The following is a 25,722-nucleotide window of genomic DNA, read 5'->3' as shown; positions in this document are numbered from 1 at the left end:
AATATGACATCCAAACACATTCAAAAAAGAAGAGGTTTAGCAACAATAGTTACTTCAGCCATAATGATGTCAGCAGTGTGTATTTTAGGTAGTGCAGGAGTTGTATGGAGTCAAACATCATTATCAACGCAACAAATTGAGATGTCAAAAACAGTAGATGACTATACAAACAAGCTAAATGAATCAGCGACGTTTGAATATGTATATTGCAGCGATTCACCTTGTAACACAATTATTGTGATAATTACCAATAATGGAAAAATTGGAATAGATATTGAAAAAATAACCATATCAGAAAAAAATTCAGGGTTTAGTAAAATTCACAGTATTTCAGAAGGAGAAATTAGACCAAATTCAAGCATTGTAGTTCCTATAAATGATCCATCATTTTCATCATTTAGTGTTTTAGATATTCAAAGTTCAACTGAAAGAGGGAACATAATCCAGACACAGATTAGTACATAAAATTTTAGTAAATAATATTTTAACATCGTAATATAGTATTAGGTTAGTATGATTAAAAGTAGAGGTTTAAGCAGTGTTATAGGGATGATCTTTCTTGTAATCGTTTTAAGCTCAACTGCAGGATATTTTACGTATAGTATGAATCTAATTGAAAAAGTGAATGACGAAGTTGTTTTTAAAATGATTGAAATTCAAGACAAATCAAAAGAAGATTTTGAAATTACAAATGCAAGAATTGATGCAGGAAAATTTAATTTAACAATATACAACACAGGAGAAATTCCAATAAATTTTACTAGGTTTTGGATAAATAATGTAACGGATTCAACATGGCCACTTCAAAATTTTACACTTAATAAAATATCAACACCTAAAGAGACAATTATGAATATAGGTCAAGAATTAGAACTTCAGGCACTAGAATCACAAGCATATTCAATCAAAATAGTAACACAGAGAGGACTTGGAAAAGAATTTACCATCAACTCTCCTAATGAAGAAGTCATAGATCTTAAACTTATGTCATTACCTGAAACGGTTTCAGATGGATTTAGAACTACACTATTGTTAGCAGTTACAAACAATATGACAAAAAGTGACACACTTCTAAACATCAAACCAACAATGAAAACCCCTCAAACAACTGGAACGGGTGATTTCACATTGATATCAGATATGGATCCAAATCAAATTTCTACTTTAAGCAAAGGAGATACTGCATATTTTACATGGACATATGAAATTTCAGGAACTCTTGGAGATACAATTACTTTTACTGCTTCACTTGAAAATGGATTGCCACAAAATACTGCATCTACAACAGTAACAGTTAACGACGTTTTGCTTGCACAACAATCTCAAACATCCTTATCATCTAATGAATTAATATCGCCTTCAATTAAAGACCGTTTAATTTTTCATGGAGAAACTACTGCTACACCTAATGGTGAATACCAGATGTTTTCAGGAGATCCAGATTCTAACGGATTGTCAATTTCAGTTGAAACAGATAACCCAGAGTTTTTCACAAATTATGGAGGGGCAATCAATATTCCCGCCGGTGTATGGAATGCAAGTTTGACTTACTTTAGTGCACCATTTCCAGATAGTTTGATAGATGATAATTCATTGAACATGAAATTTCATTTTGAAGAAAATGCCTCCCCCGAGGACTCTACCGGAAATACAAATGGGCACAATCTAGGTTCTGGAAGCGAGAGACCAACACATCAAACAACTGGAGGTCCACATGGTTCTGGAGCATTTAGATTTGATGGAGGAGATTATATCGAATTAGATAATGAAAGTGAAAATGATATTGGAAGTTATCCTGATTCAACTTCATTATGGTTTAATGCAGATGATGGGACAAACTATAATCAAGTTCTTTATCGTGTAAATGAAAATAGCAATAGCGACTATTATGAGATAGGAATAGATGTAGATGATGATGTTTATTTTACATTTAGAACTAGTTCAGGTGGAACTCCCACAACATGTGAATCTAGTGGATTTGATTATGAAAATGGTAACTGGCAGCATCTAGTCGCTGTAAGACCAGGTACTCATCAATGTGAATTATACATCAATGCAACATCTATAGATGTAAGTAGTATAGGTAGTGGAGGCAGTCAAGTCAACACAGATGAGAATTTCATCGGGGCAGAAGACAGTAATCCAAATGAAGGATTTGTTGGTAGTATTGATGATTTGTTGCATTGGGATAATCATGCATTGTCATCAACTGAAGTCACAGATCTTTACAATACAAATTACGGAAATTCAGCACACGTTGTAACATTTTTCATGAATAAAACAAATAGTGCAGGCATTGTTCAATCTAATATTGTTACAAACAGTAGTTATCCATTAAAATTTCTTGACGGAAAAGAAAATGATGAATTCCTAAATAGTTTCAATTATACAACATCAATTGTAAGTTGGACTAATTTTACAAATTCGGAACGACTTGTATTAGATATGGAATTCATCGGTGGATTAGATATGGATATGAGAATTGATGATGTTTCATTGTCAGGATATCCAGAGAGTTCATATTTACAATATCCTTCAGTTGCAGAGTCTTTTCAGTCATATGTGACAATTGATGCAGATCAAACAAGTACATTATCAATTAGTAATGGAGGTCCAAATACAGCATGGATTACATATGAAGGAACACGATTAACCTTTGAGGATATTTCCAGTTCAAACACTTATGCAGCAATGATTTTACAGGCAAATTCTACCGATGTTAATTCTGTTCAAGATAGCATTGCTTTTCCAGTAGGGGAAATCATTGAACTTACTTTTTCAACACCAAAAAATCCCCCAGCAACTACAGGTTCAACAGGTCAGATTCCAATTGGAAGTTACAATATGAAGATGCAAATTAGTGGATATGATATAGACGGAAAAAGCATCTCAAGAACAATTGAGTTTGGAACAGTTTCAGTAACATAGAAAAATTGCAGAATCATCTATCGCATAGCATCAAAGCCACCAATTGCAGGTGAACCTATAATTACCGCAAGAGCAACCACAATACCTAAAGCAATTCCAACTATGATAAATCGCTTATTCATATCAAAATTGATAATTGCCCAGTTAAAAAGGGATTGAAAACAAAAGTTAGAATAGAATTGGAAGAATGCTTTAAAGTAAAAATTACAAATTTTACATATGGCAGATCCAACAATTTTCGTTGCACTATTAGCAGGGTTAGGATCTTTTGTTGCACCCTGTATTTTGCCTATGATTCCTGCTTTTCTAGCTTATATTTCTGGAACAACAGTTACTGAATTAAGTTCTAAAAATGGATCAGTTTTATCAATAAATAGAATCAACATAATATTCAATACAATATTTTTTGTTTTAGGGTTTTCAGTAGTATTTTCGACATTAGGAGTGCTGATAAATAGTGTGCTTTCAAGCGCAGCTAATGAATTTACAGAAACCCTAAACATGGTAGGAGGAATAATCATTATTTCTTTTGGAATGTTTCTGTTATTATCAACAAAAATTCGTAGATTGAATGTAGAAAAAAAATTCTTTCCTAAAAATTCAAAAACCAGCTATCCAATGTCATTTGTATTTGGATTGGCCTTTGCTGCAGGATGGACGCCATGTGTAGGCCCAATTCTTGGAACAATTCTAACTTTAGCAGCAACAACACCATCAATTTCTTTTAGCTTGCTTCTTGCATATTCTTTTGGATTAGGCATTCCATTCATTCTGATGGGAGTATTTTTTTCACGAGCAACAAAGATAATTCGTTCGATGACAAAGCATCTAAAATATTACAACATAATTTTGGGCGCATTCATAATCATTTTAGGAATTTTAGTATTTACAAATCAACTTGCATATATTGCAAATTTTCCACTTCTAAATGAGTTGGTATTGTTAGGATGATGAAATGAATTCAGAAATTAAAACAGGGTTAATTCTAGGAATCATTATTGCTGCAGGTTTGGGAATTTTAGGCACGATCTTTTCTACATTAGATCAAGAACCACAACCATCAACAGCATTCATAGAAATTAATTCAACTTCGATTATAGATAAATCAGGATTCAAAAAAGCACCACAACTTGTTGGAATTGCAGATTATCTAAACACCACCCCTCAAAAGTTGCAAAAAATAATGAAAGACAAAGTGATTTTATATGACATCTGGACATACAGTTGCATCAATTGTATTCGAACATTACCATACATCATTGCATGGGATGACAAATACTCTGATCAAGGATTGTTGATTATAGGAATTCATTCTCCTGAATTTGAATTTGAAAAGAATTCTGAAAATGTAAAGATGGCAATTGAAAAACATGGAATCAAGTATCCAGTAGTTATGGATAATGACATGGAAACTTGGAAAGCTTTTGAAAATAGATATTGGCCAAGAAAATACATTGCAGACCATGAAGGTTATTTACGATATGATCACATAGGAGAAGGAAGATATCAAGAAACTGAAAAAGTAATTCAAAAATTATTAGAAGAAAGATCTAAATCCTTAGGATTAGAAGTATCAGCATATTCATTAGTAGATATTAAAGAATTTGAACATACATTATTTAGAACTCCTGAATTATATTTTGGTTACAAGTTTGCACAAAACAGAAACCAGTTAGGAAGTGAAGAAGGATTCCAACCAGATAAAACTATAGCATATTCAGAACCAGATAAAATAGATTTGCACAAGTTCTACCCAATAGGAGAGTGGAAAAATAATGAGGACAGCATGGAATTAGTTTCTGAAAAAGGGATCATCAAGTTGCTGTATAACGCAAAAGAAGTAAATATTGTAACTGAAAATTCTGCAGAATTAGAGATATTTCTTGACGGAATCCCCCTATCTGAAAAATATTCAGGAAATGACGTGATGGATAAAAATACTTTACATGTTTCAGATGCAGGATTATACAACATCATCGATAGTGAATCTAGTGAGTCTCATGTTCTTGAAATAAACGTAAAGGGTAAAGGATTTCAAATTTTTACATTTACCTTTGGATAGTGTAACTCTATGGTATTGTAACTCCAGTTACATCACCATGAGTGACAAATCTGTTTAAAACAAAAAATTCAATGGTATTCAGGTTTAATGCATGATCAGCAATTCTTGGAATAAAACAGAGGGAGAAAGCATATCTCAGCGAGTCATGGGCAAAGTAAAGCCTGATGAACCTCTAAAAAACAAGATAGATTTTGCACAAAAAAAATTACAATTTCAAATATCTAAACTAGATGGAATTGATGAGAAATTAAAGAAAAAACATGATATGATTTTTGAAAAAATAGTCAATGCTCAAAGAAATAACAAAAATGGATATGCACAAGCATATGCTGGAGAGTTAGCACAGGTTAGAAAGATGAAAAACATGGTAAGTGGTGCAAAATTGTCCATGGAGCAGGTTAAACTAAGATTAGACACGGTGTCAGAATTAGGAGATGTAGTAGTTACACTTAGTCCATGCATGGCAATAATCAAAGGTCTAAGCCCTTCACTTAGTGGAATTATGCCAGAAGCAAATGCATCCATGCAAGATTTATCTCAGATATTAGGAGATGTAATGTCTGGTTCATCTATGGGTATAGGAGACAGCATGAGTGCAGCTCCGGAAGCAAATGCAGACACATTGGCAATTCTTGAAGAAGCTCACAGCGTCATAGCAGGACAAACTAAATCATCAATTCCAGATGTGCCTGATTCACTCAAACAACAAATTGTTGAGAAAAAAACAGATATCTTTATCTAAAAAAAAGTTTTAATCTTAACATAAAATACAATATTCAGAATGAATAATATCATGTTTGCATTTTTAATTTTATCAATAGCAATAAGCATGCCAATGGTTTTTGCAGAATCCATAGAAATAGAATTAGAAGAATCAATGAAAATGACTACCAATGAAAAACCAAAAGATGAATCAAAAAAGACAGTCGAGCTTGATGAATCATTAAAAATGACTACCAATAATGAAAAACCAGAACAAACAACGATTTTGTCCCCACTAAAACAAATCAAAGAAGGAATTGCACCAAAAGATATACAATGTAAATCATCAATGGAATTGATCTTTAAACATTCAGGAGAACCAGCATGTGTGAAAACAACAAGCGTTGAAAAAATAATTAGTAGAGGATGGACATCCTAAAAATCATCAACGTGTTAAAACAATAATTTTTTCAATCACTTTGATTTCTTTTTACTTTTTTGAACCAAAATTTTCTTTATTCTAGATATTGTAGGATAGCTATATCCACGTCTACGATAATTTGCTATCATCATCTTCCAATTTTTTAATCGCCATTGTGCTTGTTCAGTAGTTACAGAATGAACTTCTTTTTGGATAATACTTTTTCTACCAACCTTTAAAGTTCCTGCATCTTTTGCAGACCATCGATTTTTTGCAAATTTTAGACCTGTAAGAATTTCAGACACAGGCATTTCTTTAAAATAATCTTTAAGTTTTTTTAGTTCTATATCAGTAGGTTTCTTAGAAATTGGTAATTCTATAGTAGGTTTTACCATGAAAAACTAGGAATCATCATTCCTTAAGAGATTCTTGCTAAAGGAGAATTAACAAAACATGATCATTTTTGATTGTGATTATTTTGTAACAAACATTTAATGCAAAAACAGGTTTTGTTAAAGAGTGAAAGAATTTATCATCATAGTAATATTATTATCACTTATTCCAGTTTCATTTGCTCAAGAATATCCAGAAGAGGGAATAAAAATTGAGGTTGTAGCAGACAATCTAACGATTCCATGGAGCATAGATTGGTTACCTGATGGAACAATTCTATTTACTGAAAGAAACGGGCATCTTAGGATTATTCAGCACGGAATATTGTTAGATGACCCTCTTTTGTCATTAAATGTTGGCGGAGTAGAAGGAGGAATGTTGGGAATTGCAGTTGATCCAGAATTTTCAGAAAACAATTACATTTACGTGTATTATACCACCAATGAATTTTTAACAACATCTAACAAACTTGTAAGATACCAATTTACAGATGGTATACTAATTGAAGATAAAGTGTTGATTGATAAGATTCCAGGAGGACCTTTTCATGATGGAGGCAGAATTCAATTTGGGCCGGATGGAAAACTTTACGTTACAACAGGCGAGGCAGGTCTACCAGATTTATCCCAAGATTTGAAATCATTAGGAGGAAAAATTCTCAGAATAAATTCTGATGGAACAATCCCAAAGGACAATCCATGGAAAAACTCTCCAATCTACTCTATAGGACACAGAAATCCTCAAGGAATTGATTGGGATAAATCAGGAAATTTGTTTGCTACTGAACATGGACCTTCAGGATGGAGAGGAGTTGCTCATGATGAAGTAAATCACATAATTGCAGGAAAAAACTATGGTTGGCCAACCATTATCGGAGATGAAAAAAAAGACAACATGAAAACACCAATTTTACATTCAGGAGATGAAACATGGGCACCTTCAGGAGCTGAATTTTATTATGGCGATAAAATTCCTCAGTGGAAAGGAAAATATTTTGTTGCAACATTACGTGGAAATCATCTACATGTAATTGAGTTTAATTCTCAAAATTTGGTCAAATCCCATGAAAAATTATTTGAAAATGAATTTGGAAGATTAAGAGACATACAAACAGGCCCAGATGGTTTTTTGTATATTCTGACTAGTAATCAAGATGGAAGAGGAATTCCAAAAACAAACGATGATAAAATTTTACGAATCATTCCCATAAACCACACTGGAATAAACGAAAACATAGAAAAAAAACCAAATCCCATAGACTTTAGAGAGCCTAGAAGTTATGCTGGTGAACTTTATGCAATTACAGGAATAGGTTTGGTTGGAATGGTTATCGGGTTTATAGTAATTAAAAAATTAATGAACAAAAACAAGAAATAGGAATGTTTGGAAAAATTCAACAGTTTATTGGAATGTTTGAATTTTTACAAATAGTATTATACATTCCAAATCCAATTATTATTGCAGCAAAAGTTGCTAGTGGAATTAAAAGAAAAAAGTTTGTTTTTCTGCCCATAAAAACAATCAAAACTTTACCTATAAAATTGTCACAGTTTTAATCAACAATGATAGTAAAAATACCAAGAGTTTTTGGATTTTGTAATTTCTTCACCATGCTTCTAGGTAACAAATCAGATGCTTTGTCACATTGTATTCCTAGAGTTCGGGGGCAAATAAAATCACTTTTTCTAATAACAATATCTTCAGAGTGAGACAAAATAAGATCAGGATGTCCCTTGCCCTCAATTATAAAAGATTCGCCGTCAACGCGGATTGAAAATTTTATTTTGACATCAGGATTTTTTAGTTTTGATTTAAGACTCGCAGGTAAATCAGCACAGCTAGATTTTGCATTAACACCAACAATGCAATCACCTCGAGGAGTCAAGTTAGATTCTTTTGTAATTTCAATTGTTTTTTGATGATTGGAACGAATATTTTCATGTCCAAAAAATTCAATTTCAAATTTCACAAATTCATGATGAATTTGGTTTCAAATTAAGGTTTGACAAATAAAATGAGATTCATACAGGCTCCGATCAAACCAATTATCGTATTCAATTATTGGCATGGTTTAAATTGTATAATCAAAGCATTGCAATCAAATGCTTCCTGCACAACAAGGTTATGACAGAGCAATTACGGTATTCTCACCAGATGGCAGACTATACCAAGTAGAATATGCAATTGAAACTGTAAGAAGAGGAACCATTGCAGTTGGTGTAAAATGTAAAGAAGGAATTGTCATAGCAGTGGAAGAAAAACCAAGAAAATTACAAATTTCAGACACTGCTCAAAAGATTTTCCAAATTGATGATCATGTAGGAGTAGCAGCTGCAGGATATATCCCAGATGCAAGAAGTCAAGTAGATAATGCTAGATTCTTTTCACAAAGTAACAAAATGATTTATGATGAACCAGTAGAAGTTGAAACCATTGCAAAACATTTAGCTGATCAATGTCAACAATATACACAATATGCAGGAGTGAGACCTTACGGAGTTGCACTGATTTTAGGAGGAGTTGTAAACAATACACCACAATTGTATTTGACTGATCCTAGTGGAACATACATTTCGTATGATGCAATTGCGATAGGTTCAGGTTCTGATCAAGTAACAGACTTTTTAGAGAAAACATACAAAGAAGATCTTTCACTTGATGATGCTGCAACATTAGCAGCTGCAGGAATTTATCTATCAAGTGAAGACAAAGAAGGAACAAGCCACATCAGAATGGCACATATCAAAAAAGAAAACGGCTTGTATGAATTAGTTTCAGATGAGCAGATTACCCAATATGCTAATGCTGCAAAAGAAAAATACCCACATGAACAAAAATAATTGTTTTGAGCACCTGTGAGATTAAATTACATTGAAATTATCTGTTGCAATTCCCCAGTCTGCATTATCAGATGAGTCTTTAAAAATAGATAAAACTCGAAAGATTTCAGTTCTAGCAAGAGCCTGTGCAATTTTTAAAATTGATACAATCTATGTGTATCAAGAAGGAAATAACAAATCAGACGGTGCATTACTAGTAATGATTTTAAAATATTTAGAAACACCTCAATTTTTGCGAAGGAGATTGTTTCCAAAAATGAATGATTTAAAATTTGCAGGAGTTTTACAGCCATTAAAAATTCCAAGTCACGTTACACCAGTTAATTCTAAAAAAATTAAATCTGGAGACATCAGAGAAGGAATTGTAGTTAGTGTAAAGGGGAAAAAATTTGTAGATGTTGGAATTAATCAATTAATTCAATATTATGGAAATATGTCAACTGGAAAACGAGTTACAGTTCAATTTAAAGAAGGATATCCAAGATTGTCAGTGAAGGAAATAGACAGAAAAGATATTCCATCATATTGGGGATATTCAGTAAAAGAGAGAGCAAATTTATTTTCAGTATTATCAGAATGGAAAGGAAACATTATTTTGACATCAAGAAAGGGCAAACCAATAACAAATGATCTTTTATCAAAATACAAAAAATCAGATGAATCTACTCTAGTAGTATTTGGATCTCCCGAAAAAGGAATTCATGAGATCATTGGCGGAAGAATGAACAAAGTACAAAACGCAAAATCATTAAACTTTTTTCCAAATCAAGCTACTGAAACTGTAAGATTAGAAGAAGCACTACTTGGAACTTTATCCATTATCAATGCTCAGAGCTAACATCATGGCTGAAAGAAAAAATTTTTTGTTAATGGCGATAGGATTAGGAATTATAGGGATCATTATAGGCGGATACACCATTTGGAATTCAATTAACGAGTTGATTTCACCATAATAAATTAGGCACAGTTGGTTAACCAAAAATTTTTTAGCAGTTAACGATATCTCACATGGTTTAATAGAGGGAATTCGATGATGCGTTTTAGTCATGGGAGCTCGAAAAAGACACCAACCACGTAGAGGAAGTCTTGCATATTCACCAAGAGTGCGTGCAAGAAGCATGGAAGCCAGAATAAGAGCTTGGCCAAAATTATCAGCATCAGATGAACCAAAAATTTTGGCACATTGTGGATTCAAAGCAGGATGTGTCCAAGTTGTCAGCATTGATGATCGAGAAAAAGTACCCAATGCAGGAAAACAACTAGTGAATCTGGGAACAGTGTTAGTTACTCCACCAGTTTTAGTTTTAGGGATTAGAGGATATTCAAAAGATCATGATGGAAAACATGCAGAATTTGATGTATATGCAGAAGACATTCCAAAAAGCATTGCAAAAGAAATCACAATAAAAAATACTTCAGGTTCAATTGAAAATGCAGAATCAAGATTAAGAAAAATTAAAGAAATTTTTGCAATTGTTGCAGTATCTCCAAGAGCAGCAGGATTAGAACAGAAAAAGCCATACATCTTTGAAGCATCTGTTAGTGGTGGAGATATTGAAAAGCAGTTTGCACATGTTAAAGAATCATTAGGAAAAGAAATTAAAATTGATCAAATTTTTGAAACAGGTTCATCCGTTGATGTTGCAGCAATTACAAAAGGTCATGGATGGCAAGGAGTCATGAGAAGATGGAATGTGAAGAAGAAACAGCACAAATCAAGAAAAACAGTTAGAGAAGTTGGTTCATTGGGTCCAATTTCACCACAAAGTGTTATGTACACAGTTCCAAGAGCAGGACAAACAGGTTTTCATCAAAGAGTAGAATACGACAAAAGAATTCTAATCATGGGAAACACAGAATCAAATGAGATTAAAATTAATCCTGAAGGAGGGTTCAAACATTTTGGTTTAGTTAAAGGAGATTTCATTATTCTAAAAGGTTCAGTTCCAGGCACATACAAAAGATTAATCAAATTAAGAAGTCAAATTAGAAATGTTCCAACAAAAATTAACAAACCAAATATCTTGGAGGTAGTTGTATAATGAAAACATCCTCTTACACAACAACTGGAACTAAAGATACAGACATAGAACTTCCAATTGTTTTCTCAACTCCATTTAGAAGAGAACTAATTCACAAGGCTTTCACTAATCTAACATCTCATAAATTCCAAAAACAAGGGAGAAAACCAATGGCAGGAATGGATGTTGTTGCAGATTCGAATGATCCTCCAACAGGTCAAGGAGTATCACGTGTTGCAAGAATGCAAGGCGGAGGAGGAGGCAGACAAGGGCAAGGAGCAGAAGTCGCATCTACCAGAGGAGGAAGACAAGCACACCCACCAATAGTCGAAAAGGTAATTTACAAAAAACTAAACAAAAAAGAAAATAAACTTGCATTGTGTTCAGCTATTGCAGCAACAGCATCAAAAGATCTTATAGAAAGCAGAGGACATAAAATCAAAGGCATAGAATCATTTCCAATCATTGTATCAAATGACATCGAAACAATTTCCAAGGCAAGTGAGATTACCAAAGTTCTAGAATCATTAAAGTTAACACAAGATATTGAAAGATTGGATGCAAGAAAACCACGTTCAGGTCAATCAAGACTTAGAGGTAGAAGCAAGAAAGTTGGAAAAAGTGTCTTATTTGTAACTACAGATTCAGCAAACTTATCAAAAGCAGTTGGCGCAATTCCTGGAGTTGACGTTAGAAGTGTTAAAGAATTAAGTGTTTTAGATTTAGCACCAGGCTCAGATCCAATTAGATTAACAGTCTATTCAAAATCAGCAATCGAAGAAATTGGAAAAATTAAATCAACACATTTGGAGATCATGGTGAAAAGACAATGAATGTAGATCAAGCAATGAAAATTATCATTAAACCTTACATTACTGAGAAGACATTTGCTATGGTTGAAAACGAAAGTAAGATTTGCTTCATAGTAGAAATATCTGCAAATAAAACTGAAATTTCAGAAGCAGTAAATACACTTTACAATGAAAAAGTCAAAAAAGTAAACACTGCAAGAACAATTTATGGCAAAAAAGCTTTTGTGCAGTTTGAAAATACTGAAAAGGCCAGAGATTTGGCAACGAAGATAGGAATGCTATAATATGGACCATAAAACTCGAAGTACAACAATGGAGAAGAAAAATGGTTAAAGAATTTTTATACAGAGGAATTCCACAAGAGGAACTTGATGCTTTATCATTAGAAAAATTATTTACATTATTCAATTCCAGGCAAAGACGATCTCTTACAAGAGGAATCACAGATGGAAAAAGAAAACTTATTGAAGAAATCAAAGCTGCAAAAGCAGGAAAAATAAAAAATCCAATAAAGACTCATGTTAGAGATTTAATTATTCTGCCATACATGGTAGGTGTTACAGTAAATGTATTTTCAGGGAAAGAATTCCAACCAGTTGCAATAGTAACTGAGATGATTGGACATTATCTAGGAGAATATGTAATAACAAACAAGAGAGTTTCACACGGTGCCCCAGGTGTTGGTGCATCAAGATCCAGTCTCTATGTACCATTGAAGTGATTGTTATGGGTAGATTCGATTACGCTTTCCAAAATTATGATCCAACCAGACACGTACGTTCTTCATTAAGGGAAAAAGATATTTCACATAAACATGCTAGAGAAGTTGCAGTTTCCATCAAAGGATTATCAATTGAGAAAGCAAGAGATTATCTTATTGCAGTAGTTGATAAGAACAGAGCAGTTCCATTTAGAAGATATAAGAATCAAGTTGGACACAGACCAGATCCGGGAGTAATGTCTGGAAGATATCCACAAAAAACTGCAAAAGAATTCATCAAAGTATTAGACAATTTAGAATCAAATGCAGAATACAAAGGAATGGATTTAGACAGATTAAGAATTGTTAATGCAACAGTTCACAAAGGAGTAATTGTAAAGAGATTCATCCCAAGAGCAATGGGTAGAGCTACTCCAAAGAACAATGTATTAACACATGTAGAATTGGTGGCAAAGGAGATTTAGAAATGTCTGCAGTAAAAAATGTAATTAAAGACAACTACAACATGATGCTACTCAAAGATTATCTTAGAGAAGCAATCAAAGATGCCGGGTTTTCACATGCAGAAATTTCAAAAACACCTGTAGGAACCAGAGTAGCATTACATGTAACAAGACCAGGAATTGTCATTGGAAGAAAAGGTTCAGGAATAAGAACACTTACTGAAAAACTAGCGACAGATTTTGGATTAAAAAATCCACAAATTTCAGTGGTTGAAATTGAAAAACCAGAACTTGCACCTAGTGTAATGTGTAATAGGATGGCGTCCCACTTGGAAAGAGGAACTGCATTTAGAAGAGCAACAATGTGGACTTTGAAACAAATTATGGAAGGAGGCGCAATGGGCGTTCAAATTACAATATCAGGAAAACTTAGAGGAGACCGTTCTGCATTTGAAAAACATACTCAAGGAATTTTACCAAGAGCAGGACATCATGCCGAAATTGTTGTGGATGAAGACATCGCACATGTCAAAACGGCCATGGGTTTGATTGGAATCAGAATCAGAATTGCTAGAAAAGAAAGACTGATACCAGAATTTGAAATGAGAACAGAAAAAGCAATGAAAGCAAAACAAGCACAAGATGAAAAAATCAAAGTTGAAGAGATTGATGTTGAAGGAGCTAAAGTTGAAGTTGTTAAAGTTAAAGGTAAGGCAGATAAAGCCAAATCAGAATCAGAGAGAATTGCATTAGAAGCAAAGAAAATGGAATCCATTGACACATTAGAAGAGGAGGAGGCCAAGATGAAATGACCAGACTCAGTATGAAAACGATAAAACAATTAAACGAAAAAGATCTTAAAAGTAAAATCAATGAATCACGTAGTGAACTTGCTAAACTTAGAATTGATGCTTCTAAAGGAACATTGAGAAAAGAAAGCGGTAAACTTAAACCAATACGTCATGACATTGCAAGAATGCTAACTAGATTGAACGAAATGAGGAAAGAAAAATGATTAATGTAGATAACATATTTTCACATGAATTAATCGGATTAGAAACCAAAATTGTTCAGTCTACTAATCCCGAAATAATAGGATTAAATGGAAGAATTGTTAATGAAACAAAATCAATGTTTACGATTAATACAAAAAAAGGTGCAAAAACAATTGCAAAAAATACCAACAATTGGGAATTCACAGTTGATGGTAAATCAATCGAAATAGAAGGTACCAAAATTGCAAAAAGACCTTTTGACAGAATAGGAGGAAAAACATGACTCAAAACATCGGATTAAAAGTAAAAGAACCAACAAGAGAATGTGAGGATAAGCATTGTCCATTCCACGGAGGTTTATCAATTAGAGGAAAGCTCTTTGATGGTAAAGTTACAGGAAGCAAAGCAAGACAAACAATTACGTTACAAAAAGATGCCCCAATTTACTTTAACAAGTTTAAGAGATATGCCAGAGGCACAAGTACCATACATGCACATGTACCAGCATGTTTAGATGTCGAAACAGGAGATCACGTATTGACTGCAGAATGCAGACCAATCTCAAAATCAGTATCTTATGTAGTTGTGGAGGTTAAAGCATAATGGCAAAGCAAGCAGGTAAAGGAGTAGAAGAATTTCGACCATATGTAACTAAAGTAATTCCTATCGGTGCAAACATAGTATGTGCAGATAATTCAGGGGCCAAAATTTTAGAAGTCATTAATGTTCCAAGACATCACACTAGATCATCAAGACTAGCATCAGCATCTGTGGGAGACTTTTGTAATGTAGTAGTTAAAAAAGGTCCTGCAGAATTAAGAAAACAAGTTTACGGTGCCGTAATCATTAGACAAAAATATGCAATTAGAAGATTAAACGGTGTAAGAGTTTGTTTTGAAGATAATGCAGCAGTGTTAATTACTCCAGAAGGAGAAACAAAAGGAACGGACATCAAAGGACCAGTAGCAGCTGAAGCAACAGAAAAATGGCCAAGAGTAGCTAACTTGGCATCAATGGTGGTATGATAAAATGAAACCAACAAAAATGCGCAATCAGATGATTTATCAATCAACTTACACTACAAAAAGTAAACAACTTGGAAGTGCACTTTCAAAAGATCTTCAGAAAAAATATGGAAAAAGAAGTGTAAGAGTAGTTGAAGGAGACAGCATCAAAATTGTTAGAGGAGAATTCAAAGGAGTAGACGGCAAGATTTCTAAAATATCTACACAGAAAAGTAGTGTTGCAGTTGAGGGTATTAAAAAAGAAGCAACAAAAGGTGAAAAATATGATGTTTACATTCACACTTCAAATCTAGTTGTTACATCACTAAATGGAGAAGACAAATGGAGAATTGCAAAATTAGAAGGAAAAGATCCAAGCAATCAACCAAAGACTGCACCAAAATCAGAAACAGTGAAAGAGGTTCCTAAAGAAACAAAAGTAGCAGATAAGGTCAAAAAAGAGGAAGATGAGAAATAATGGTAAGCATTTCAGGCAGTAAAAAACTCAAAAGACAAATGGCCCCACAATTCTGGGGAATTACAAGAAAAGATAAACGATTTGTAATCACAGTCAAACCAGGACCACATAAAAAGAATCATTCTGTACCAACTGCAGTATTTCTTAGAGATATGTTGAATATAGTTACAAGTTTAAGAGAAGCAAAGACTGCAATATATTCTGGAAGAGTAAAGATTGATGGAGTTGTAAGAAAATCACTTCATCATGCAATTGGATTAATGGATGTTGTAGAACTTCAAGATGTTACAGATGTTTATCGTCTAGTTCCAACAGAAGACAAGTTGTTAAAACCAATAAAGATTAACGAATCAGAAAAATCTAAGAAACTTGTTAGAGTTGTAAGCAAGACAACTATCAACAAAGGAAAATTGCAAATCGGATTCCATGATGGTCGTGCAATTATTTCAGATACTAAAGTAAATGTTGGAGATACATGTCTAATACAAATTCCAGATCAAAAAATTATAGAGGTAATTAAATTAGAAACAGGATGTCAAGGATTAGTAACACGTGGAAATAATGCAGGAAGAATTGGCAAGATTGAAACCATAGAAGAAGGAACATTCATTCTGCCAAAAAGAGTCATACTCTCATTAGGAGATAGAAAAATTGAAATCCCCGCAGACATCATTATGCCAATTGGAAAAGAGGAGCCAATTATTCAATTAAAGTGATCTTATGTCTCAAGTAACAGAATCCCCAATGAAAAAAATCTCATTAGAGAAAGTGGTATTGAATATGGGTGTAGGCAAATCAGGAGACATAATTAGCATTGCAAGAAAAGCTCTTGATCAAATATCTGGAAAAAAATCTTCTGCACGAAATGCAAAAGAAACACAAAGAGATTGGGGAGTAAGAAAAGGAGAACCAATCGGAGCTGCAGTTACAATTAGAGGCAACGATGCCGTGGCGTTACTAAAAAGATTACTAGAAGCGAAAGGCAACACCGTAAATGGCAGATCATTTGATAATTTTGGTAATTTTTCATTTGGAATTAGAGAACATATTGATATTCCAGGAGTGAAATATGATCCACAGATCGGAATTTTAGGTTTAGGTATTTCAGTTACATTAACAAGACCAGGATATGGAATAAGAACACGAAGTAAACACAAAGCCAGAGTAGGAAAATCACACATCATAAAAAGTCAAGAAGCAAAAGATTATCTAGCAAAAGAATTTGGAGTGACCGTAACATAATGGCAAAAGATAGATCTTATGAAGCAACAGGTAGAAAAAAACATGACTTTGGAAGAGGTTCAAAATGGTGTAAAAGATGTGGAGACTATACAGCTGTCATCCAAAAATATGATTTAATGTTATGCAGACGATGCTTCAGAGAAGTCGCAACATCTTTAGGGTTCAGGAAAAACAAGTGATATAACATGCCAGCAACAAATATCTTAGCAAATCTATTTGTCACACTTTACAATAACGAATCACGAAGAAAATCAGACTGTGTCATACTTCCGACATCAAAATTAGGTATTGAAGTTCTCAAAACTTTGCAAAAAGACGGATACATTGGAGAGTTCGAACATATTGATGACAAAAGAGGAGGAAAATTCAAAATTAAACTATTAGCAAAAATTAACAAGTGTGGTGCCATATCCCCAAGATTCAAAGTCAAAAATGACGAATACAATAATTGGGAACAACAGTATCTACCAGCATACGATCGTGGAATGCTTCTAGTTACAACAAACCAAGGAGTAATGTCTCATCATGAAGCATCGCAAAAAGGAATTGGAGGATTTTTGATAGGTTATGTCTACTAATCAACTAGAAGAATTCAAAGATCAGGTAGACATTCCTGAAGGTGTAACAGTATCAGTAGATAAACACATGGTATCATTTGTAGGACCATTAGGAAAAACATACAAAAGTTTCAGAAGCATACCAATTAATGTAGAAGTTAACGACGGCAAAGTTCTCTTATCTGCAATTAATCAAAAGAAAAGAGATTATGCAATTCTACATACTGCAAGATCAATTATCAAAAATATTTGTGAGGGTTTAGTAACAGGATATACAATAAAAATGAAAATTGTTTTTTCACACTTTCCTATCACAGTAAAAGTAGAAGGGAAAAAAATTCTAATTGAAAACTTTCAAGGTGAACGAGCTCCAAGAATCACAAATATTGTAGGAAACACAAAAGTAGTTCCAAAAGGAGAAGACGTAATCCTTACAGGAGAAGTATGGACAGACATTACTCAAACTGCAGCAAATATTGAACTTAAATCAAAAGTTAAGAACAAAGATCATAGAGTATTCTTAGACGGCATTTATGCATTTGAGAAGAAAAAAGGCATTGACAAATAGAATTATTCTTTTCAAATGACTCTAGACCCCGAGTTTTCAAAACAAACTACAGATTTAATTGAACAAACATTAGAACTATACAAATCTGCAGGAGCATCTCCAAGAATTGGAGAAACATGGGAATGTGGAAACATTGGAGATTTTTTGTGTGGATTTTTTGTAGGAGAAATGGTTGGTTCTGCACTTAGTGCTTTTCAAATTGTTCATCAAAGGGAACCAACAGCTGATGAACATTTAGAAATAATCGAATTAGTCGAAAGTCATGCAAAAGAAATCAAAGAATTTTTTGCAAAATTTAACTGAACAATTCTAAACTTTAGTCTAATTTGCATAGTCGGAAAGATTAAATCACTTTTGGCAAGGTCTTTACTTGTGCCTCCCTAGCTCAGCGTGGTAGAGCAACCGGCTGTTAACCGGTTGGTCACCAGTTCAAGTCTGGTGGGAGGCGCTCTTATTTCTAAATTCGAGTTTTGAAACATAAATTTTGACATATGAAAAACAATCATCATATAAAATTAAACATATTTCTAAATTCGAATATAGAAACATTGATCGGTTGTTAGTAATTAGTTTACTCTATTAGACAACATAGATCTAATAGATGATCGCACATTAAGAATAATGCAGGAGGATTACATTGGTCAGAACTAGAAGGGCCAACAGATATTGTGTTGATTGCGGTGCAAGATTGGTATATTATCCAAGATTATCCAATCCTAAAGCCCCAAACGAACACAGAGTTTTAGTTTATGCATGTCCTGATTGTACAGATGACTTTGAAAAACCAAAAATGTTTTCGATAAGACGTAATCAAGTAGAAGATCCTTTAGAAACAGTTGAAATAGAGATAACACAATTGCAGAAAAAAGCAGTAATTGCAAAATAAGGTAACACAATATGACATATCCAGAAAAACCAAGAAGCAACGTATGGTTTTTGTTACCAATTTTCTTTGGAGTCATAGGAGGAATAATTGCATTTTTTATTTTACGACAAGATGATCCACGTAAAGCAAGAAATTGTCTCTATCTAGGTATTGTATTTATGATAATTGGAATTATTGTAAATATTTTGATTGCAGCATCAATTCCAGGAATAGATTCAGGATTTAATGTAAACATATAGCAAATTTTTGTTTGTTGTTCACATATTGAAAAGAGCTATTTCTAAACTCGAATTTAGAAATATTGTAAATTTACTAAGGCAATCAATTGGATTTAGAATCATATAGAACTATGGTGTGATGTTTTTTATGAGTACAACCAGGATGAGAGATAATGTAGAAAGATGGGTTATTCACGAGAGCCTTTCGTTTGAAGAAATTAAAAATCCTGAAAATAGTTTTCACATCATAATTAAACATGCAGGACCATACGGAATTCCAGTAGAGATTTTTGAACCAAAAGGACAACCAGGAATACTAGTAGTAGGCGCCAAAGTAGTGATGAAAAACAATCAAATTGCAAGATATTTAGGATTTAATCCTGAAGAAAAAGAAAAATTTGAGAAAAAGGTAGGAGAATTCTGTTATTCAATTCAAGCAATTAATAAAATAATTACAGAAGATGGAAAACAAAAGATTGGAGTTTATGTTGTATTAGATGACAAAGAAAATATCAATCAGCAGACCATGTTTGAAGCAATAGATAGTGTTTCAGAAAAATATGATAAAACAGCAAGATTTTTGCTGAAAACGTTTTAGAAAAATAGATGATTTATCAGTTCTACGCGGCCCTTTTATCATAAATTCACCATAATACAACATGAAAACAACAAAAATTACAACAAACAACCCAACAATATGCAAACCGGAAACAGGTTTCATTGAAAGCCAAATTCTCAAATTGAAGGCTTCAAAAAACAAGGTCTTTGTTTTATCCATGATTGCAACTTTGGTGGTGTTCATAAAATGAACATAGTCAATATTTTATTCAGGCATGCAACCATGAACTACGAAATCAATGTCAGGATCAATGTCAGCAGATTGAGACTGAAAGATACTGAAAAACGATGGGAGTTGATTCAAAATTGAACATCATCAAAATGATAGATGAGATTCTTGAAACATATGAGAACAAGGAGGTTAAAACCCATGAATAATTTTCTCAAAGTGATGGGAATCGCACTAGCAGTACATTACATTGTAAAAACAGTTCAAAAAGAATTGAATCAACGTTAAGAAATTAGTTTCAAAAACAATCCCAAACCACACCATATGGGTAATTTTTTGTAAAAACCCCCCTTATTTGACATAAAATGTGTGTCCAAAAGTGCACACATACAGTAAAATCAAAATTATTCGAAAATAAAGAATGAAGTATACATCACTACAGATTGATGAATCATCAATTAATGAAACATTTGCATCTACAAATAACATATTTGACGAATTCAGAGAGTTATCATCGGGTTTATTTTTACAAGTTTTTGATTGGATTACATCAATAACCGAAAATTTGGTAAAATAATATAATTTACAAAATTATGCCTAGGCGTTAAACCCCCCTTGTAAATTATCTAGTTTAGTCACAATGTAAAATTTTCAAAAATAAGTATTTTGATGGGGGGTTGAACACTTGTGCCTAACTACAACAAGCAACCCTAATTCCACCAAGCTCTCCCAGCTAAACATACCCAAACTATTATCATCATGCGTAAAAGCTCAACCCCCTAAATTTTGAATAAAAAAAGATGAAAAAGTAGAGATTATTCAGTAATTCCTACTGCATGCCCTCTTGCAATTCCGTTTGCTCTTACTTGTAATTCACCATCATCACATGCACCATTTGCAGGCGGAGTTGTAATTGTGAATGATGTTGCTGCTGCTAAATCACCATAGATTACACCAGATTGTTTTAATGGTGTAGATAATTTTAGATCATTTCCTTTGATGGAAATTCCAGCTTGTGTGGTTCCAAGATCTGCAAAGTCAAGACAGAAATTTGGACCATTACTTGGTTGTAAAGCAACACTGTGTGTATGCCATGCATCAGGATTTTGGTTTGAATCTCTAAACAAAGGATGTAATGCTGCAACAAAGCCATAGACTTTGCCATCATCTCTTGGATTAGCTTCAACCCATGCATATCCCACAACTGCTTTGTTTGTAGTAGTATCAAACATACTACCATCTTTAGTGATATCACCATGAGCAGATACGGTCAATTTTAGAGAATTTCCTTTTACTGCTTTAGTTGCAGAATCAAGGTCTTTCCAACTACCAACATCATGTGCATAAACGGCCATTGGTACTGCAAACAATAATCCAGCAGAAACTGCTAGAATTGCTGCAATAGTAACTGTTTTAGTCATTGGTACAAATCCCAAACTGAAGAATTTAAGCAGATCCTAATGTCAGACGTAAAAGCTACAAACCAGAATAGATCGCAAAAAAGATCAAAAACCCCAAGATAGTAATTAATGACTAAAACAGTCCCAAGGCTTGATCAAATAGTCTACAACAAATTACTAGATAATCATGTGTGTGTTTTTGTTCTAACAAAAAATCAAAAATGAACCAAATTTGCCTCAAAATAGGCAGGGTTTTTGAGCAATATTATGCGTTTCAACTATATACCAAAATAATTCAGATGAATTATGGCAAGAATCGGAGTTGTAATTGTGGTTGGTGCAATTATAGCTTCAATGATAATTGCAAATTACATGTACACACAATATACAACAAATTACATTGAATCAGTTGCAGGAGAAAAAATTACCGTAGGTCCTGTAGAATATGTAGTCACTTTTGAAGGAACTCATGAAGGAAGCAAGGATGTAATGCCAGAAAATACGTTTGTTATGATTGGAATCACTGCAAAAAATATCGGAGATGAAAAAACTCTCTTTTCAGGAGGACAATTATACATTGTAGATGAAAAAGAACAAAAACATCAAGCAGTTTATGGAGAATTCTCATCTAAAGACTTGCTTTTAGAATGGTTAGAACCAAACAAAGCAGTTGAAAAAACAACACAGTTTGATGTTCCATTTGATGAAGAAAAACAATACAAAATAATTATTCGTCCACAAAAAGATCAATCAACTGTCGATACAGCTGTGGTTTGTATTACAAATTGTTGATCGTAAATTTTAAAAAATAAAAAAAGTGTCAAATTTTTCTATATAATGCGTAGTAATGTGTGACTTTTACCATATAACACAGATGATTTTCGAAATCAGTCATGGCAATATCTAAAGCCAAAAGAGCCGAAGCAGCTAAAAAAGCAGCAAGAACTCGAAAGAGAAATGCAGCTAAAAAAGCAGCTGAAGCACTAAAAGCAGCAGCAGCTCGTAAGAGAAAGGCAGCAGCAACTCGAAGGAAGAATGCAGGTAAAGCAGCTCCTAAGAGAAAAGCCGCTCCTAAGAGAAGAACTGCAGCTAAAAAAGCAGCTCCTAAGAGAAAGGCAGCTAAACGCAAAGCCGCTCCTAAGAGAAGAACTGCAGCTAAAAAAGCAGCTCCTAAGAGAAAGGCAGCTAAACGCAAAGCAGCACCAAAGAGAAAAGCTGCAGCTAAACGCAAAGCCGCTCCTAAGAGAAAGACAGCTAAACGTCGCCGTTAAACTGTCTATGCTACCTTTTTTCTAATTTACCCTACTGAATGTATTATATTTCTAAATTCGAATTTAGAAACATTAAAAATTGTTACTCTGACATTTTTAATTCAGGCAAAACAAATACTTTGTTTGGTTTTATTTTTAGTATGACTCTTTTTTCATCATCACGTTTGAAAGGATAATGTTCACGTCTCATGTATTGTTGTGTAAGCTTGTCTGCATGTTTGTATTCATAATCAGGAATTAGTTCTTCTACAGTTCCACGAATAGTTGTCATGTCAAGTGGATTGTCTTTTGATACAACTGAAACTGCAACACGTGGATCTCGTAAAACATTTTTGTGTTTTATTCTACCTTCAGCAGTATTAACCAAAACAAATCCATTTTCATAATTTGCCCAAACAGGAGAAACTTGTGGAGAACCATCTTTCATAATTGTTGCAATAAAGACAAGATTTTTTTCAGAAAGTAATTTGATTGCTTTTTCATCCATTATTTTTCATCTCTCCAGATTGTTGGCAGTTGTTCTATCTTTGTAATTATTTCTAATGCTTTTTGATTGTCTTTTTCTTGCATGGCAATTGAAAAGTCATATCCAAGTTGGATCGCTTCGGGAGAAAGATCTTTTATAGACTCTAGATCTCGTCCTTCAATACGTATGCGTTCTCCAATTGCACACATTTTCCAATTATCTGACATATCCTGGTGTTCCTTACCGAGTTCATCTTGAACTTGGCTTCTCCAGTTAGTCAGAGTCATCTTTTCAATGAGATCCTCCGTCTTTTGACTGTAAAACACTCGTACCATGCAAAAATTACTTTGCAGAAATACTTAGGTTTACCGTTTATTTTTTGTCAGAGTTTTCAAATACATTTGTCATAGCACGGTTCATTATTTCCATGACCAAATACTGAGAGTATTCTGCAGATTTTTTCCCTTTGGTTTTCGAGGTTTTAGGAGTTAATCCTTTGAGGATCTTTTCGATTTTGGTAGAGGTGTTGTCTATAATTTTTGAATACGTCGATTCAAAATCTTCAGGAGTTTGAAAATCAAGTAGTTTTGTTGTTGTACTATAGTATTTTGTTATGGCTCCACGTGATTCTTCAATTTTTGCAATCTCTATTAGACCAGATTCTTTGAGAATCTCTAAGTGATGTCGGACAGTTGTAAGTGCTTTTTTGTATCCTGTCTTTTTGAGTGCAGTGGCGATTTGGTCTGCAGACATTGCTTGACGGTATAAGATTTCTACGATTTTTGCTCGAGCAGGGTCTTCAATTGCTCTGGCGTGTTCAATACTTGTCGTAACAATACGATTTACTTTGATTTGTTTTTCTAACAGAGTAGACATACAATGACTAGATTTAGGTATGATCTAAAAGATCCTTGTATCACATTTTTTTGTCTAATAGCATTAATTTTTTTTCACTTTTAAAAACATCATAGTGTTACTAAAAATTACGATACCACTATGAAAAATATGATAGTAACTTCAATATTTTTAATACCATTATAATCAATATAGTATAGATGGAATACATATTGTAACGGTTTAAGAAAAATTGTAAAATGTCCAAAAAAAGATATTTTCAGAAAACATGTCAGCAAAAGGGCATCACATCCCTATTTTAGCAAATAACGAAATACCATATTCGAGTTGAAAGTTAACTGTTAGTCAACAAATAATGAAAATTATAATGAATGTCCAGTTAATTTTTCATATGCTGTAACATATCGTTCCGTCATTTTTGAAATAATCTCTTCAGGGATTTCAGGTGCAATAGGTTCTCTACCGGCATCACGTTCATCTTCAAATTGTTTCTGATAACCATTTGCAGTCAACCAATCACGAAGAAGTTGTTTGTCATATGCTTCTTGAATTTTTCCTACTTCAAAGGAATCTTTTGGCCACAATCTATATTCATCAGGTCCAATAGAATCCCCCAAGGTAATTTTACCATCAAGTAATCCAAATTCCAATTTTAAATCCGCAAGAATAAAGCCAACATTATCAGCAATTTTGGCCATTTTTTTGTAAATTTCAATAGAGGTTTTTTCTAACCAAACATATTGATCTTCAGTAACCAAATTCATTTCTAGTGCCTTAGACTTGTCTATTGGTATATCATGTTCAGATTTAGTAGTAGGATCAAAGACAGGTTCGGGTAATTTTGCAGCTAACGTAGTGTCTGTGCCTTCTGGAATTTTTACTTCTCCTTTTTTCCATCTGCTTACAAGACTACCATAAAAATATCCACGCACTACACACTCTATTGGAAGCATTTTCATCTTTTTTACAATAATTTCAGTATCAGTTTTCCTTTCGATAAAGTGATTTGGCACAGATAGTTCATTAAACCAAAATTCTGCAAATTTACAAAGAACTTCCCCTTTCCTAGGAATGTCCTGATGGAATTTTACGTCAAATGCTGAAACACGATTTGAAAATTTGAACAACATACTAGACTCATCTATTTCGTAAAGATCCTTTACTTTACCACTAGTAAGAAACTTCAATTACTTATGCCTAATATTGATAGAATTTAACTGCTAGGAGGGGTCTCAAGAAGAGATATACTAGTTTGTAAGAGGTTCTAATTATGAGCAATCTAGATGATTCAATTGGCAAAATTTTGCTAGAACTTCAAAAAGACGATCCAGACACATTTAAAAAATTAATGAAAAAAGCATTAGAAGACAACCCAGAACTGTTCGAAGATAACATTGATGAAGAAAATAAACTCATAGACGAATATAATCAACAAATAGACGAGTATAATCAACAAATAGACGAGTATAACAAAAAAGTAGATAAGTGACAAAAACTATATAGTTTTTGTAAAAAACAGGATTTACATACTTAGCATCAATATACCATGTAAATCTAATCAAATTATGAAAATGTATGATTTTGATTTCATCGAGTGTTATGATGATGACGATTATGATTTTGATGACGATTAAAAAGTATTAAAAAATGTC

Annotated in this window: 41 protein-coding genes and 1 tRNA gene; 35 read left to right on the top strand and 7 right to left on the bottom strand. The window is 33.3% G+C overall.

Translation table 11 applies throughout. From position 1 onward, the window contains the following. The first annotated feature begins 3 nt into the window (after positions 1–3). The 6 genes from K5781_RS00420 to K5781_RS00395 all read left to right on the top strand — a co-directional run bounded on the left by K5781_RS00420 (position 4) and on the right by K5781_RS00395 (position 6,131). The gene (locus tag K5781_RS00420; RefSeq protein ID WP_297439668.1) at positions 4–465 is read left to right on the top strand and encodes a hypothetical protein; all 462 of its coding nucleotides are present in this window, start codon (positions 4–6) and stop codon (positions 463–465) included. Between the two features lie 48 nt (positions 466–513). Further along, the gene (locus K5781_RS00415; protein WP_297439666.1) at positions 514–2,928 is read left to right on the top strand and encodes a LamG domain-containing protein; all 2,415 of its coding nucleotides are present in this window, start codon (positions 514–516) and stop codon (positions 2,926–2,928) included. Between the two features lie 219 nt (positions 2,929–3,147). Continuing rightward, a complete protein-coding gene (locus K5781_RS00410; RefSeq protein ID WP_297439665.1) occupies positions 3,148–3,879 on the top strand; it encodes a cytochrome c biogenesis protein CcdA in 732 nt (243 codons plus the stop codon). A gap of 4 nt (positions 3,880–3,883) precedes the next feature. Next, positions 3,884–4,990, top strand: a complete 1,107-nt coding sequence (locus K5781_RS00405) for a redoxin family protein (RefSeq protein WP_297439664.1) — start codon at positions 3,884–3,886, stop codon at positions 4,988–4,990. Positions 4,991–5,081: 91 nt separating this feature from the next. Next, on the top strand, positions 5,082–5,732 hold the full coding sequence (locus K5781_RS00400; RefSeq protein WP_297439663.1) for a Snf7 family protein: 651 nt from the start codon (positions 5,082–5,084) through the stop codon (positions 5,730–5,732). Positions 5,733–5,771: 39 nt separating this feature from the next. Then, on the top strand, positions 5,772–6,131 hold the full coding sequence (locus K5781_RS00395; RefSeq protein WP_297439662.1) for a hypothetical protein: 360 nt from the start codon (positions 5,772–5,774) through the stop codon (positions 6,129–6,131). 35 nt (positions 6,132–6,166) lie between these two features. Here K5781_RS00395 and K5781_RS00390 read toward each other — a convergent pair whose 3' ends face one another. Further along, a complete protein-coding gene (locus K5781_RS00390) occupies positions 6,167–6,508 on the bottom strand; it encodes a hypothetical protein (RefSeq protein WP_297439661.1) in 342 nt (113 codons plus the stop codon). A gap of 124 nt (positions 6,509–6,632) precedes the next feature. Here K5781_RS00390 and K5781_RS00385 point away from each other — a divergent pair, with 124 nt between their 5' ends. After that, on the top strand, positions 6,633–7,883 hold the full coding sequence (locus K5781_RS00385) for a PQQ-dependent sugar dehydrogenase (protein WP_297439660.1): 1,251 nt from the start codon (positions 6,633–6,635) through the stop codon (positions 7,881–7,883). A 2-nt stretch (positions 7,884–7,885) separates the two neighbouring features. Then, positions 7,886–8,062 carry a hypothetical protein gene (locus tag K5781_RS00380; RefSeq protein ID WP_297439659.1) on the top strand — a complete coding sequence of 59 codons (177 nt, stop codon included), beginning with the start codon at positions 7,886–7,888 and terminating at the stop codon, positions 8,060–8,062. On the opposite strand, the gene K5781_RS00375 is transcribed toward K5781_RS00380, so the two are convergent. Beyond that, positions 8,059–8,475, bottom strand: coding sequence for a DUF371 domain-containing protein (locus K5781_RS00375; protein WP_297439657.1), 417 nt, complete (start codon positions 8,473–8,475; stop codon positions 8,059–8,061). The genes K5781_RS00380 and K5781_RS00375 overlap by 4 nt on opposite strands. 133 nt (positions 8,476–8,608) lie before the next feature. Between K5781_RS00375 and psmA the strand changes: the two genes are divergently transcribed. The 24 genes from psmA to K5781_RS00255 all read left to right on the top strand — a co-directional run bounded on the left by psmA (position 8,609) and on the right by K5781_RS00255 (position 20,100). Continuing rightward, positions 8,609–9,346 carry an archaeal proteasome endopeptidase complex subunit alpha gene (psmA, locus tag K5781_RS00370; RefSeq protein WP_297439656.1) on the top strand — a complete coding sequence of 246 codons (738 nt, stop codon included), beginning with the start codon at positions 8,609–8,611 and terminating at the stop codon, positions 9,344–9,346. A gap of 31 nt (positions 9,347–9,377) precedes the next feature. After that, positions 9,378–10,184 (top strand): putative RNA uridine N3 methyltransferase, encoded by an 807-nt coding sequence (locus tag K5781_RS00365; RefSeq protein WP_297439655.1) that lies wholly within the window; start codon positions 9,378–9,380, stop codon positions 10,182–10,184. Between the two features lie 208 nt (positions 10,185–10,392). Beyond that, positions 10,393–11,388 (top strand): 50S ribosomal protein L3, encoded by a 996-nt coding sequence (locus K5781_RS00360; RefSeq protein ID WP_297439654.1) that lies wholly within the window; start codon positions 10,393–10,395, stop codon positions 11,386–11,388. Continuing rightward, positions 11,388–12,200, top strand: coding sequence for a 50S ribosomal protein L4 (gene rplD / locus K5781_RS00355; protein ID WP_297439653.1), 813 nt, complete (start codon positions 11,388–11,390; stop codon positions 12,198–12,200). Before K5781_RS00360 ends, rplD begins: the two co-directional genes overlap by 1 nt. Then, a complete protein-coding gene (locus K5781_RS00350) occupies positions 12,197–12,463 on the top strand; it encodes a 50S ribosomal protein L23 (RefSeq protein ID WP_297439652.1) in 267 nt (88 codons plus the stop codon). Before rplD ends, K5781_RS00350 begins: the two co-directional genes overlap by 4 nt. Positions 12,464–12,471: 8 nt before the next feature. Further along, positions 12,472–12,900 carry a 30S ribosomal protein S19 gene (locus tag K5781_RS00345; protein ID WP_297440189.1) on the top strand — a complete coding sequence of 143 codons (429 nt, stop codon included), beginning with the start codon at positions 12,472–12,474 and terminating at the stop codon, positions 12,898–12,900. Positions 12,901–12,905: 5 nt separating this feature from the next. Further along, on the top strand, positions 12,906–13,364 hold the full coding sequence (locus K5781_RS00340; RefSeq protein WP_297439650.1) for a 50S ribosomal protein L22: 459 nt from the start codon (positions 12,906–12,908) through the stop codon (positions 13,362–13,364). 2 nt (positions 13,365–13,366) lie between these two features. Continuing rightward, complete coding sequence (locus K5781_RS00335) at positions 13,367–14,155, top strand: 30S ribosomal protein S3 (RefSeq protein WP_297439649.1); 789 nt, start codon at positions 13,367–13,369, stop codon at positions 14,153–14,155. Then, positions 14,152–14,358, top strand: coding sequence for a 50S ribosomal protein L29 (rpmC, locus tag K5781_RS00330; protein WP_297439648.1), 207 nt, complete (start codon positions 14,152–14,154; stop codon positions 14,356–14,358). Before K5781_RS00335 ends, rpmC begins: the two co-directional genes overlap by 4 nt. Continuing rightward, positions 14,355–14,621 carry a ribonuclease P protein subunit gene (locus K5781_RS00325; RefSeq protein ID WP_297439647.1) on the top strand — a complete coding sequence of 89 codons (267 nt, stop codon included), beginning with the start codon at positions 14,355–14,357 and terminating at the stop codon, positions 14,619–14,621. Before rpmC ends, K5781_RS00325 begins: the two co-directional genes overlap by 4 nt. Further along, positions 14,618–14,941, top strand: a complete 324-nt coding sequence (locus tag K5781_RS00320; protein WP_297439646.1) for a 30S ribosomal protein S17 — start codon at positions 14,618–14,620, stop codon at positions 14,939–14,941. Before K5781_RS00325 ends, K5781_RS00320 begins: the two co-directional genes overlap by 4 nt. Continuing rightward, a complete protein-coding gene (locus K5781_RS00315; protein ID WP_297439645.1) occupies positions 14,941–15,363 on the top strand; it encodes a 50S ribosomal protein L14 in 423 nt (140 codons plus the stop codon). Before K5781_RS00320 ends, K5781_RS00315 begins: the two co-directional genes overlap by 1 nt. Positions 15,364–15,367: 4 nt before the next feature. Beyond that, positions 15,368–15,820 (top strand): 50S ribosomal protein L24, encoded by a 453-nt coding sequence (gene rplX, locus K5781_RS00310; RefSeq protein ID WP_297439644.1) that lies wholly within the window; start codon positions 15,368–15,370, stop codon positions 15,818–15,820. Beyond that, positions 15,820–16,536, top strand: a complete 717-nt coding sequence (locus tag K5781_RS00305) for a 30S ribosomal protein S4e (RefSeq protein ID WP_297439642.1) — start codon at positions 15,820–15,822, stop codon at positions 16,534–16,536. Before rplX ends, K5781_RS00305 begins: the two co-directional genes overlap by 1 nt. Before the next feature lie 4 nt (positions 16,537–16,540). Then, positions 16,541–17,062: a 50S ribosomal protein L5 gene (locus K5781_RS00300; RefSeq protein ID WP_297439641.1), complete on the top strand. Its 522-nt coding sequence runs from the start codon at positions 16,541–16,543 to the stop codon at positions 17,060–17,062. Next, a complete protein-coding gene (locus K5781_RS00295) occupies positions 17,062–17,241 on the top strand; it encodes a 30S ribosomal protein S14 (protein ID WP_297439640.1) in 180 nt (59 codons plus the stop codon). Before K5781_RS00300 ends, K5781_RS00295 begins: the two co-directional genes overlap by 1 nt. Before the next feature lie 6 nt (positions 17,242–17,247). Then, positions 17,248–17,640: a 30S ribosomal protein S8 gene (locus K5781_RS00290; protein ID WP_297439639.1), complete on the top strand. Its 393-nt coding sequence runs from the start codon at positions 17,248–17,250 to the stop codon at positions 17,638–17,640. Next, on the top strand, positions 17,630–18,187 hold the full coding sequence (locus K5781_RS00285) for a 50S ribosomal protein L6 (protein WP_297439638.1): 558 nt from the start codon (positions 17,630–17,632) through the stop codon (positions 18,185–18,187). Before K5781_RS00290 ends, K5781_RS00285 begins: the two co-directional genes overlap by 11 nt. 15 nt (positions 18,188–18,202) lie before the next feature. Then, positions 18,203–18,490, top strand: a complete 288-nt coding sequence (locus K5781_RS00280; protein ID WP_297439637.1) for a hypothetical protein — start codon at positions 18,203–18,205, stop codon at positions 18,488–18,490. 71 nt (positions 18,491–18,561) lie between these two features. After that, positions 18,562–18,635, top strand: a tRNA-Asn gene (locus tag K5781_RS00275). A 189-nt stretch (positions 18,636–18,824) separates the two neighbouring features. Further along, entirely contained in the window at positions 18,825–19,073 is a 249-nt protein-coding gene (locus tag K5781_RS00270) for a hypothetical protein (protein ID WP_297439635.1), read from the top strand. Positions 19,074–19,084: 11 nt separating this feature from the next. Next, positions 19,085–19,312, top strand: a complete 228-nt coding sequence (locus tag K5781_RS00265; protein WP_297439634.1) for a hypothetical protein — start codon at positions 19,085–19,087, stop codon at positions 19,310–19,312. Positions 19,313–19,439: 127 nt separating this feature from the next. Beyond that, entirely contained in the window at positions 19,440–19,889 is a 450-nt protein-coding gene (locus K5781_RS00260) for a DUF2299 family protein (RefSeq protein ID WP_297439633.1), read from the top strand. Between the two features lie 61 nt (positions 19,890–19,950). Next, complete coding sequence (locus K5781_RS00255; protein WP_297439631.1) at positions 19,951–20,100, top strand: hypothetical protein; 150 nt, start codon at positions 19,951–19,953, stop codon at positions 20,098–20,100. A gap of 793 nt (positions 20,101–20,893) precedes the next feature. On the opposite strand, the gene K5781_RS00250 is transcribed toward K5781_RS00255, so the two are convergent. Next, positions 20,894–21,499, bottom strand: coding sequence for a hypothetical protein (locus K5781_RS00250; protein ID WP_297439630.1), 606 nt, complete (start codon positions 21,497–21,499; stop codon positions 20,894–20,896). 285 nt (positions 21,500–21,784) lie between these two features. On the opposite strand from K5781_RS00250, the gene K5781_RS00245 reads away from it, so the two are divergent. After that, the gene (locus K5781_RS00245) at positions 21,785–22,270 is read left to right on the top strand and encodes a DUF4352 domain-containing protein (RefSeq protein ID WP_297439629.1); all 486 of its coding nucleotides are present in this window, start codon (positions 21,785–21,787) and stop codon (positions 22,268–22,270) included. A gap of 101 nt (positions 22,271–22,371) precedes the next feature. Continuing rightward, entirely contained in the window at positions 22,372–22,749 is a 378-nt protein-coding gene (locus tag K5781_RS00240; RefSeq protein WP_297439628.1) for a hypothetical protein, read from the top strand. A gap of 82 nt (positions 22,750–22,831) precedes the next feature. On the opposite strand, the gene K5781_RS00235 is transcribed toward K5781_RS00240, so the two are convergent. The 4 genes from K5781_RS00235 to purC all read right to left on the bottom strand — a co-directional run bounded on the left by K5781_RS00235 (position 22,832) and on the right by purC (position 25,257). Continuing rightward, the gene (locus K5781_RS00235) at positions 22,832–23,236 is read right to left on the bottom strand and encodes a PPOX class F420-dependent oxidoreductase (RefSeq protein ID WP_297439627.1); all 405 of its coding nucleotides are present in this window, start codon (positions 23,234–23,236) and stop codon (positions 22,832–22,834) included. Beyond that, positions 23,236–23,550, bottom strand: a complete 315-nt coding sequence (locus K5781_RS00230; RefSeq protein ID WP_297439625.1) for a hypothetical protein — start codon at positions 23,548–23,550, stop codon at positions 23,236–23,238. Before K5781_RS00230 ends, K5781_RS00235 begins: the two co-directional genes overlap by 1 nt. Before the next feature lie 37 nt (positions 23,551–23,587). Further along, complete coding sequence (locus K5781_RS00225) at positions 23,588–24,091, bottom strand: winged helix-turn-helix domain-containing protein (protein ID WP_297439624.1); 504 nt, start codon at positions 24,089–24,091, stop codon at positions 23,588–23,590. Positions 24,092–24,432: 341 nt separating this feature from the next. Further along, complete coding sequence (gene purC, locus K5781_RS00220) at positions 24,433–25,257, bottom strand: phosphoribosylaminoimidazolesuccinocarboxamide synthase (RefSeq protein WP_297439623.1); 825 nt, start codon at positions 25,255–25,257, stop codon at positions 24,433–24,435. Positions 25,258–25,340: 83 nt separating this feature from the next. Here purC and K5781_RS00215 point away from each other — a divergent pair, with 83 nt between their 5' ends. Next, positions 25,341–25,559 carry a hypothetical protein gene (locus K5781_RS00215; RefSeq protein ID WP_297439622.1) on the top strand — a complete coding sequence of 73 codons (219 nt, stop codon included), beginning with the start codon at positions 25,341–25,343 and terminating at the stop codon, positions 25,557–25,559. Positions 25,560–25,722 lie beyond the last annotated feature (163 nt).

It is taken from the genome of Nitrosopumilus sp., assembly GCF_025699255.1.
GTDB lineage: Archaea > Thermoproteota > Nitrososphaeria > Nitrososphaerales > Nitrosopumilaceae > Nitrosopumilus.
Note: the sequence above shows the minus strand (reverse complement) of the source record. Positions and strands in the feature narration are given on the sequence as shown.

Bases quoted from the DNA above. Each gene is read 5' to 3' on its own strand.
- K5781_RS00260 (WP_297439633.1), top strand. From the start codon at position 19,440: ATGAGTACAACCAGGATGAGAGATAATGTAGAAAGATGGGTTATTCAC.
- K5781_RS00285 (WP_297439638.1), top strand. From the start codon at position 17,630: ATGTCTACTAATCAACTAGAAGAATTCAAAGATCAGGTAGACATTCCT.
- K5781_RS00420 (WP_297439668.1), top strand. From the start codon at position 4: ATGACATCCAAACACATTCAAAAAAGAAGAGGTTTAGCAACAATAGTT.
- K5781_RS00405 (WP_297439664.1), top strand. From the start codon at position 3,884: ATGAATTCAGAAATTAAAACAGGGTTAATTCTAGGAATCATTATTGCT.
- K5781_RS00315 (WP_297439645.1), top strand. From the start codon at position 14,941: ATGGCAAAGCAAGCAGGTAAAGGAGTAGAAGAATTTCGACCATATGTA.
- K5781_RS00290 (WP_297439639.1), top strand. From the start codon at position 17,248: ATGCCAGCAACAAATATCTTAGCAAATCTATTTGTCACACTTTACAAT.
- K5781_RS00410 (WP_297439665.1), top strand. From the start codon at position 3,148: ATGGCAGATCCAACAATTTTCGTTGCACTATTAGCAGGGTTAGGATCT.
- K5781_RS00380 (WP_297439659.1), top strand. From the start codon at position 7,886: ATGTTTGGAAAAATTCAACAGTTTATTGGAATGTTTGAATTTTTACAA.
- K5781_RS00335 (WP_297439649.1), top strand. From the start codon at position 13,367: ATGTCTGCAGTAAAAAATGTAATTAAAGACAACTACAACATGATGCTA.
- K5781_RS00250 (WP_297439630.1), bottom strand. From the start codon at position 21,499: ATGACTAAAACAGTTACTATTGCAGCAATTCTAGCAGTTTCTGCTGGA.
- K5781_RS00305 (WP_297439642.1), top strand. From the start codon at position 15,820: ATGGTAAGCATTTCAGGCAGTAAAAAACTCAAAAGACAAATGGCCCCA.
- psmA (WP_297439656.1), top strand. From the start codon at position 8,609: ATGCTTCCTGCACAACAAGGTTATGACAGAGCAATTACGGTATTCTCA.
- K5781_RS00340 (WP_297439650.1), top strand. From the start codon at position 12,906: ATGGGTAGATTCGATTACGCTTTCCAAAATTATGATCCAACCAGACAC.
- rplX (WP_297439644.1), top strand. From the start codon at position 15,368: ATGAAACCAACAAAAATGCGCAATCAGATGATTTATCAATCAACTTAC.
- K5781_RS00400 (WP_297439663.1), top strand. From the start codon at position 5,082: ATGATCAGCAATTCTTGGAATAAAACAGAGGGAGAAAGCATATCTCAG.
- K5781_RS00395 (WP_297439662.1), top strand. From the start codon at position 5,772: ATGAATAATATCATGTTTGCATTTTTAATTTTATCAATAGCAATAAGC.
- rplD (WP_297439653.1), top strand. From the start codon at position 11,388: ATGAAAACATCCTCTTACACAACAACTGGAACTAAAGATACAGACATA.
- K5781_RS00295 (WP_297439640.1), top strand. From the start codon at position 17,062: ATGGCAAAAGATAGATCTTATGAAGCAACAGGTAGAAAAAAACATGAC.
- K5781_RS00215 (WP_297439622.1), top strand. From the start codon at position 25,341: ATGAGCAATCTAGATGATTCAATTGGCAAAATTTTGCTAGAACTTCAA.
- K5781_RS00390 (WP_297439661.1), bottom strand. From the start codon at position 6,508: ATGGTAAAACCTACTATAGAATTACCAATTTCTAAGAAACCTACTGAT.
- K5781_RS00300 (WP_297439641.1), top strand. From the start codon at position 16,541: ATGTCTCAAGTAACAGAATCCCCAATGAAAAAAATCTCATTAGAGAAA.
- K5781_RS00265 (WP_297439634.1), top strand. From the start codon at position 19,085: ATGACATATCCAGAAAAACCAAGAAGCAACGTATGGTTTTTGTTACCA.
- K5781_RS00320 (WP_297439646.1), top strand. From the start codon at position 14,618: ATGACTCAAAACATCGGATTAAAAGTAAAAGAACCAACAAGAGAATGT.
- K5781_RS00230 (WP_297439625.1), bottom strand. From the start codon at position 23,550: ATGGTACGAGTGTTTTACAGTCAAAAGACGGAGGATCTCATTGAAAAG.
- K5781_RS00240 (WP_297439628.1), top strand. From the start codon at position 22,372: ATGGCAATATCTAAAGCCAAAAGAGCCGAAGCAGCTAAAAAAGCAGCA.
- K5781_RS00225 (WP_297439624.1), bottom strand. From the start codon at position 24,091: ATGTCTACTCTGTTAGAAAAACAAATCAAAGTAAATCGTATTGTTACG.
- K5781_RS00255 (WP_297439631.1), top strand. From the start codon at position 19,951: ATGAAAACAACAAAAATTACAACAAACAACCCAACAATATGCAAACCG.
- K5781_RS00360 (WP_297439654.1), top strand. From the start codon at position 10,393: ATGGGAGCTCGAAAAAGACACCAACCACGTAGAGGAAGTCTTGCATAT.
- K5781_RS00235 (WP_297439627.1), bottom strand. From the start codon at position 23,236: ATGGATGAAAAAGCAATCAAATTACTTTCTGAAAAAAATCTTGTCTTT.
- K5781_RS00245 (WP_297439629.1), top strand. From the start codon at position 21,785: ATGGCAAGAATCGGAGTTGTAATTGTGGTTGGTGCAATTATAGCTTCA.
- K5781_RS00280 (WP_297439637.1), top strand. From the start codon at position 18,203: ATGACTCTAGACCCCGAGTTTTCAAAACAAACTACAGATTTAATTGAA.
- K5781_RS00415 (WP_297439666.1), top strand. From the start codon at position 514: ATGATTAAAAGTAGAGGTTTAAGCAGTGTTATAGGGATGATCTTTCTT.
- K5781_RS00350 (WP_297439652.1), top strand. From the start codon at position 12,197: ATGAATGTAGATCAAGCAATGAAAATTATCATTAAACCTTACATTACT.
- K5781_RS00325 (WP_297439647.1), top strand. From the start codon at position 14,355: ATGATTAATGTAGATAACATATTTTCACATGAATTAATCGGATTAGAA.
- rpmC (WP_297439648.1), top strand. From the start codon at position 14,152: ATGACCAGACTCAGTATGAAAACGATAAAACAATTAAACGAAAAAGAT.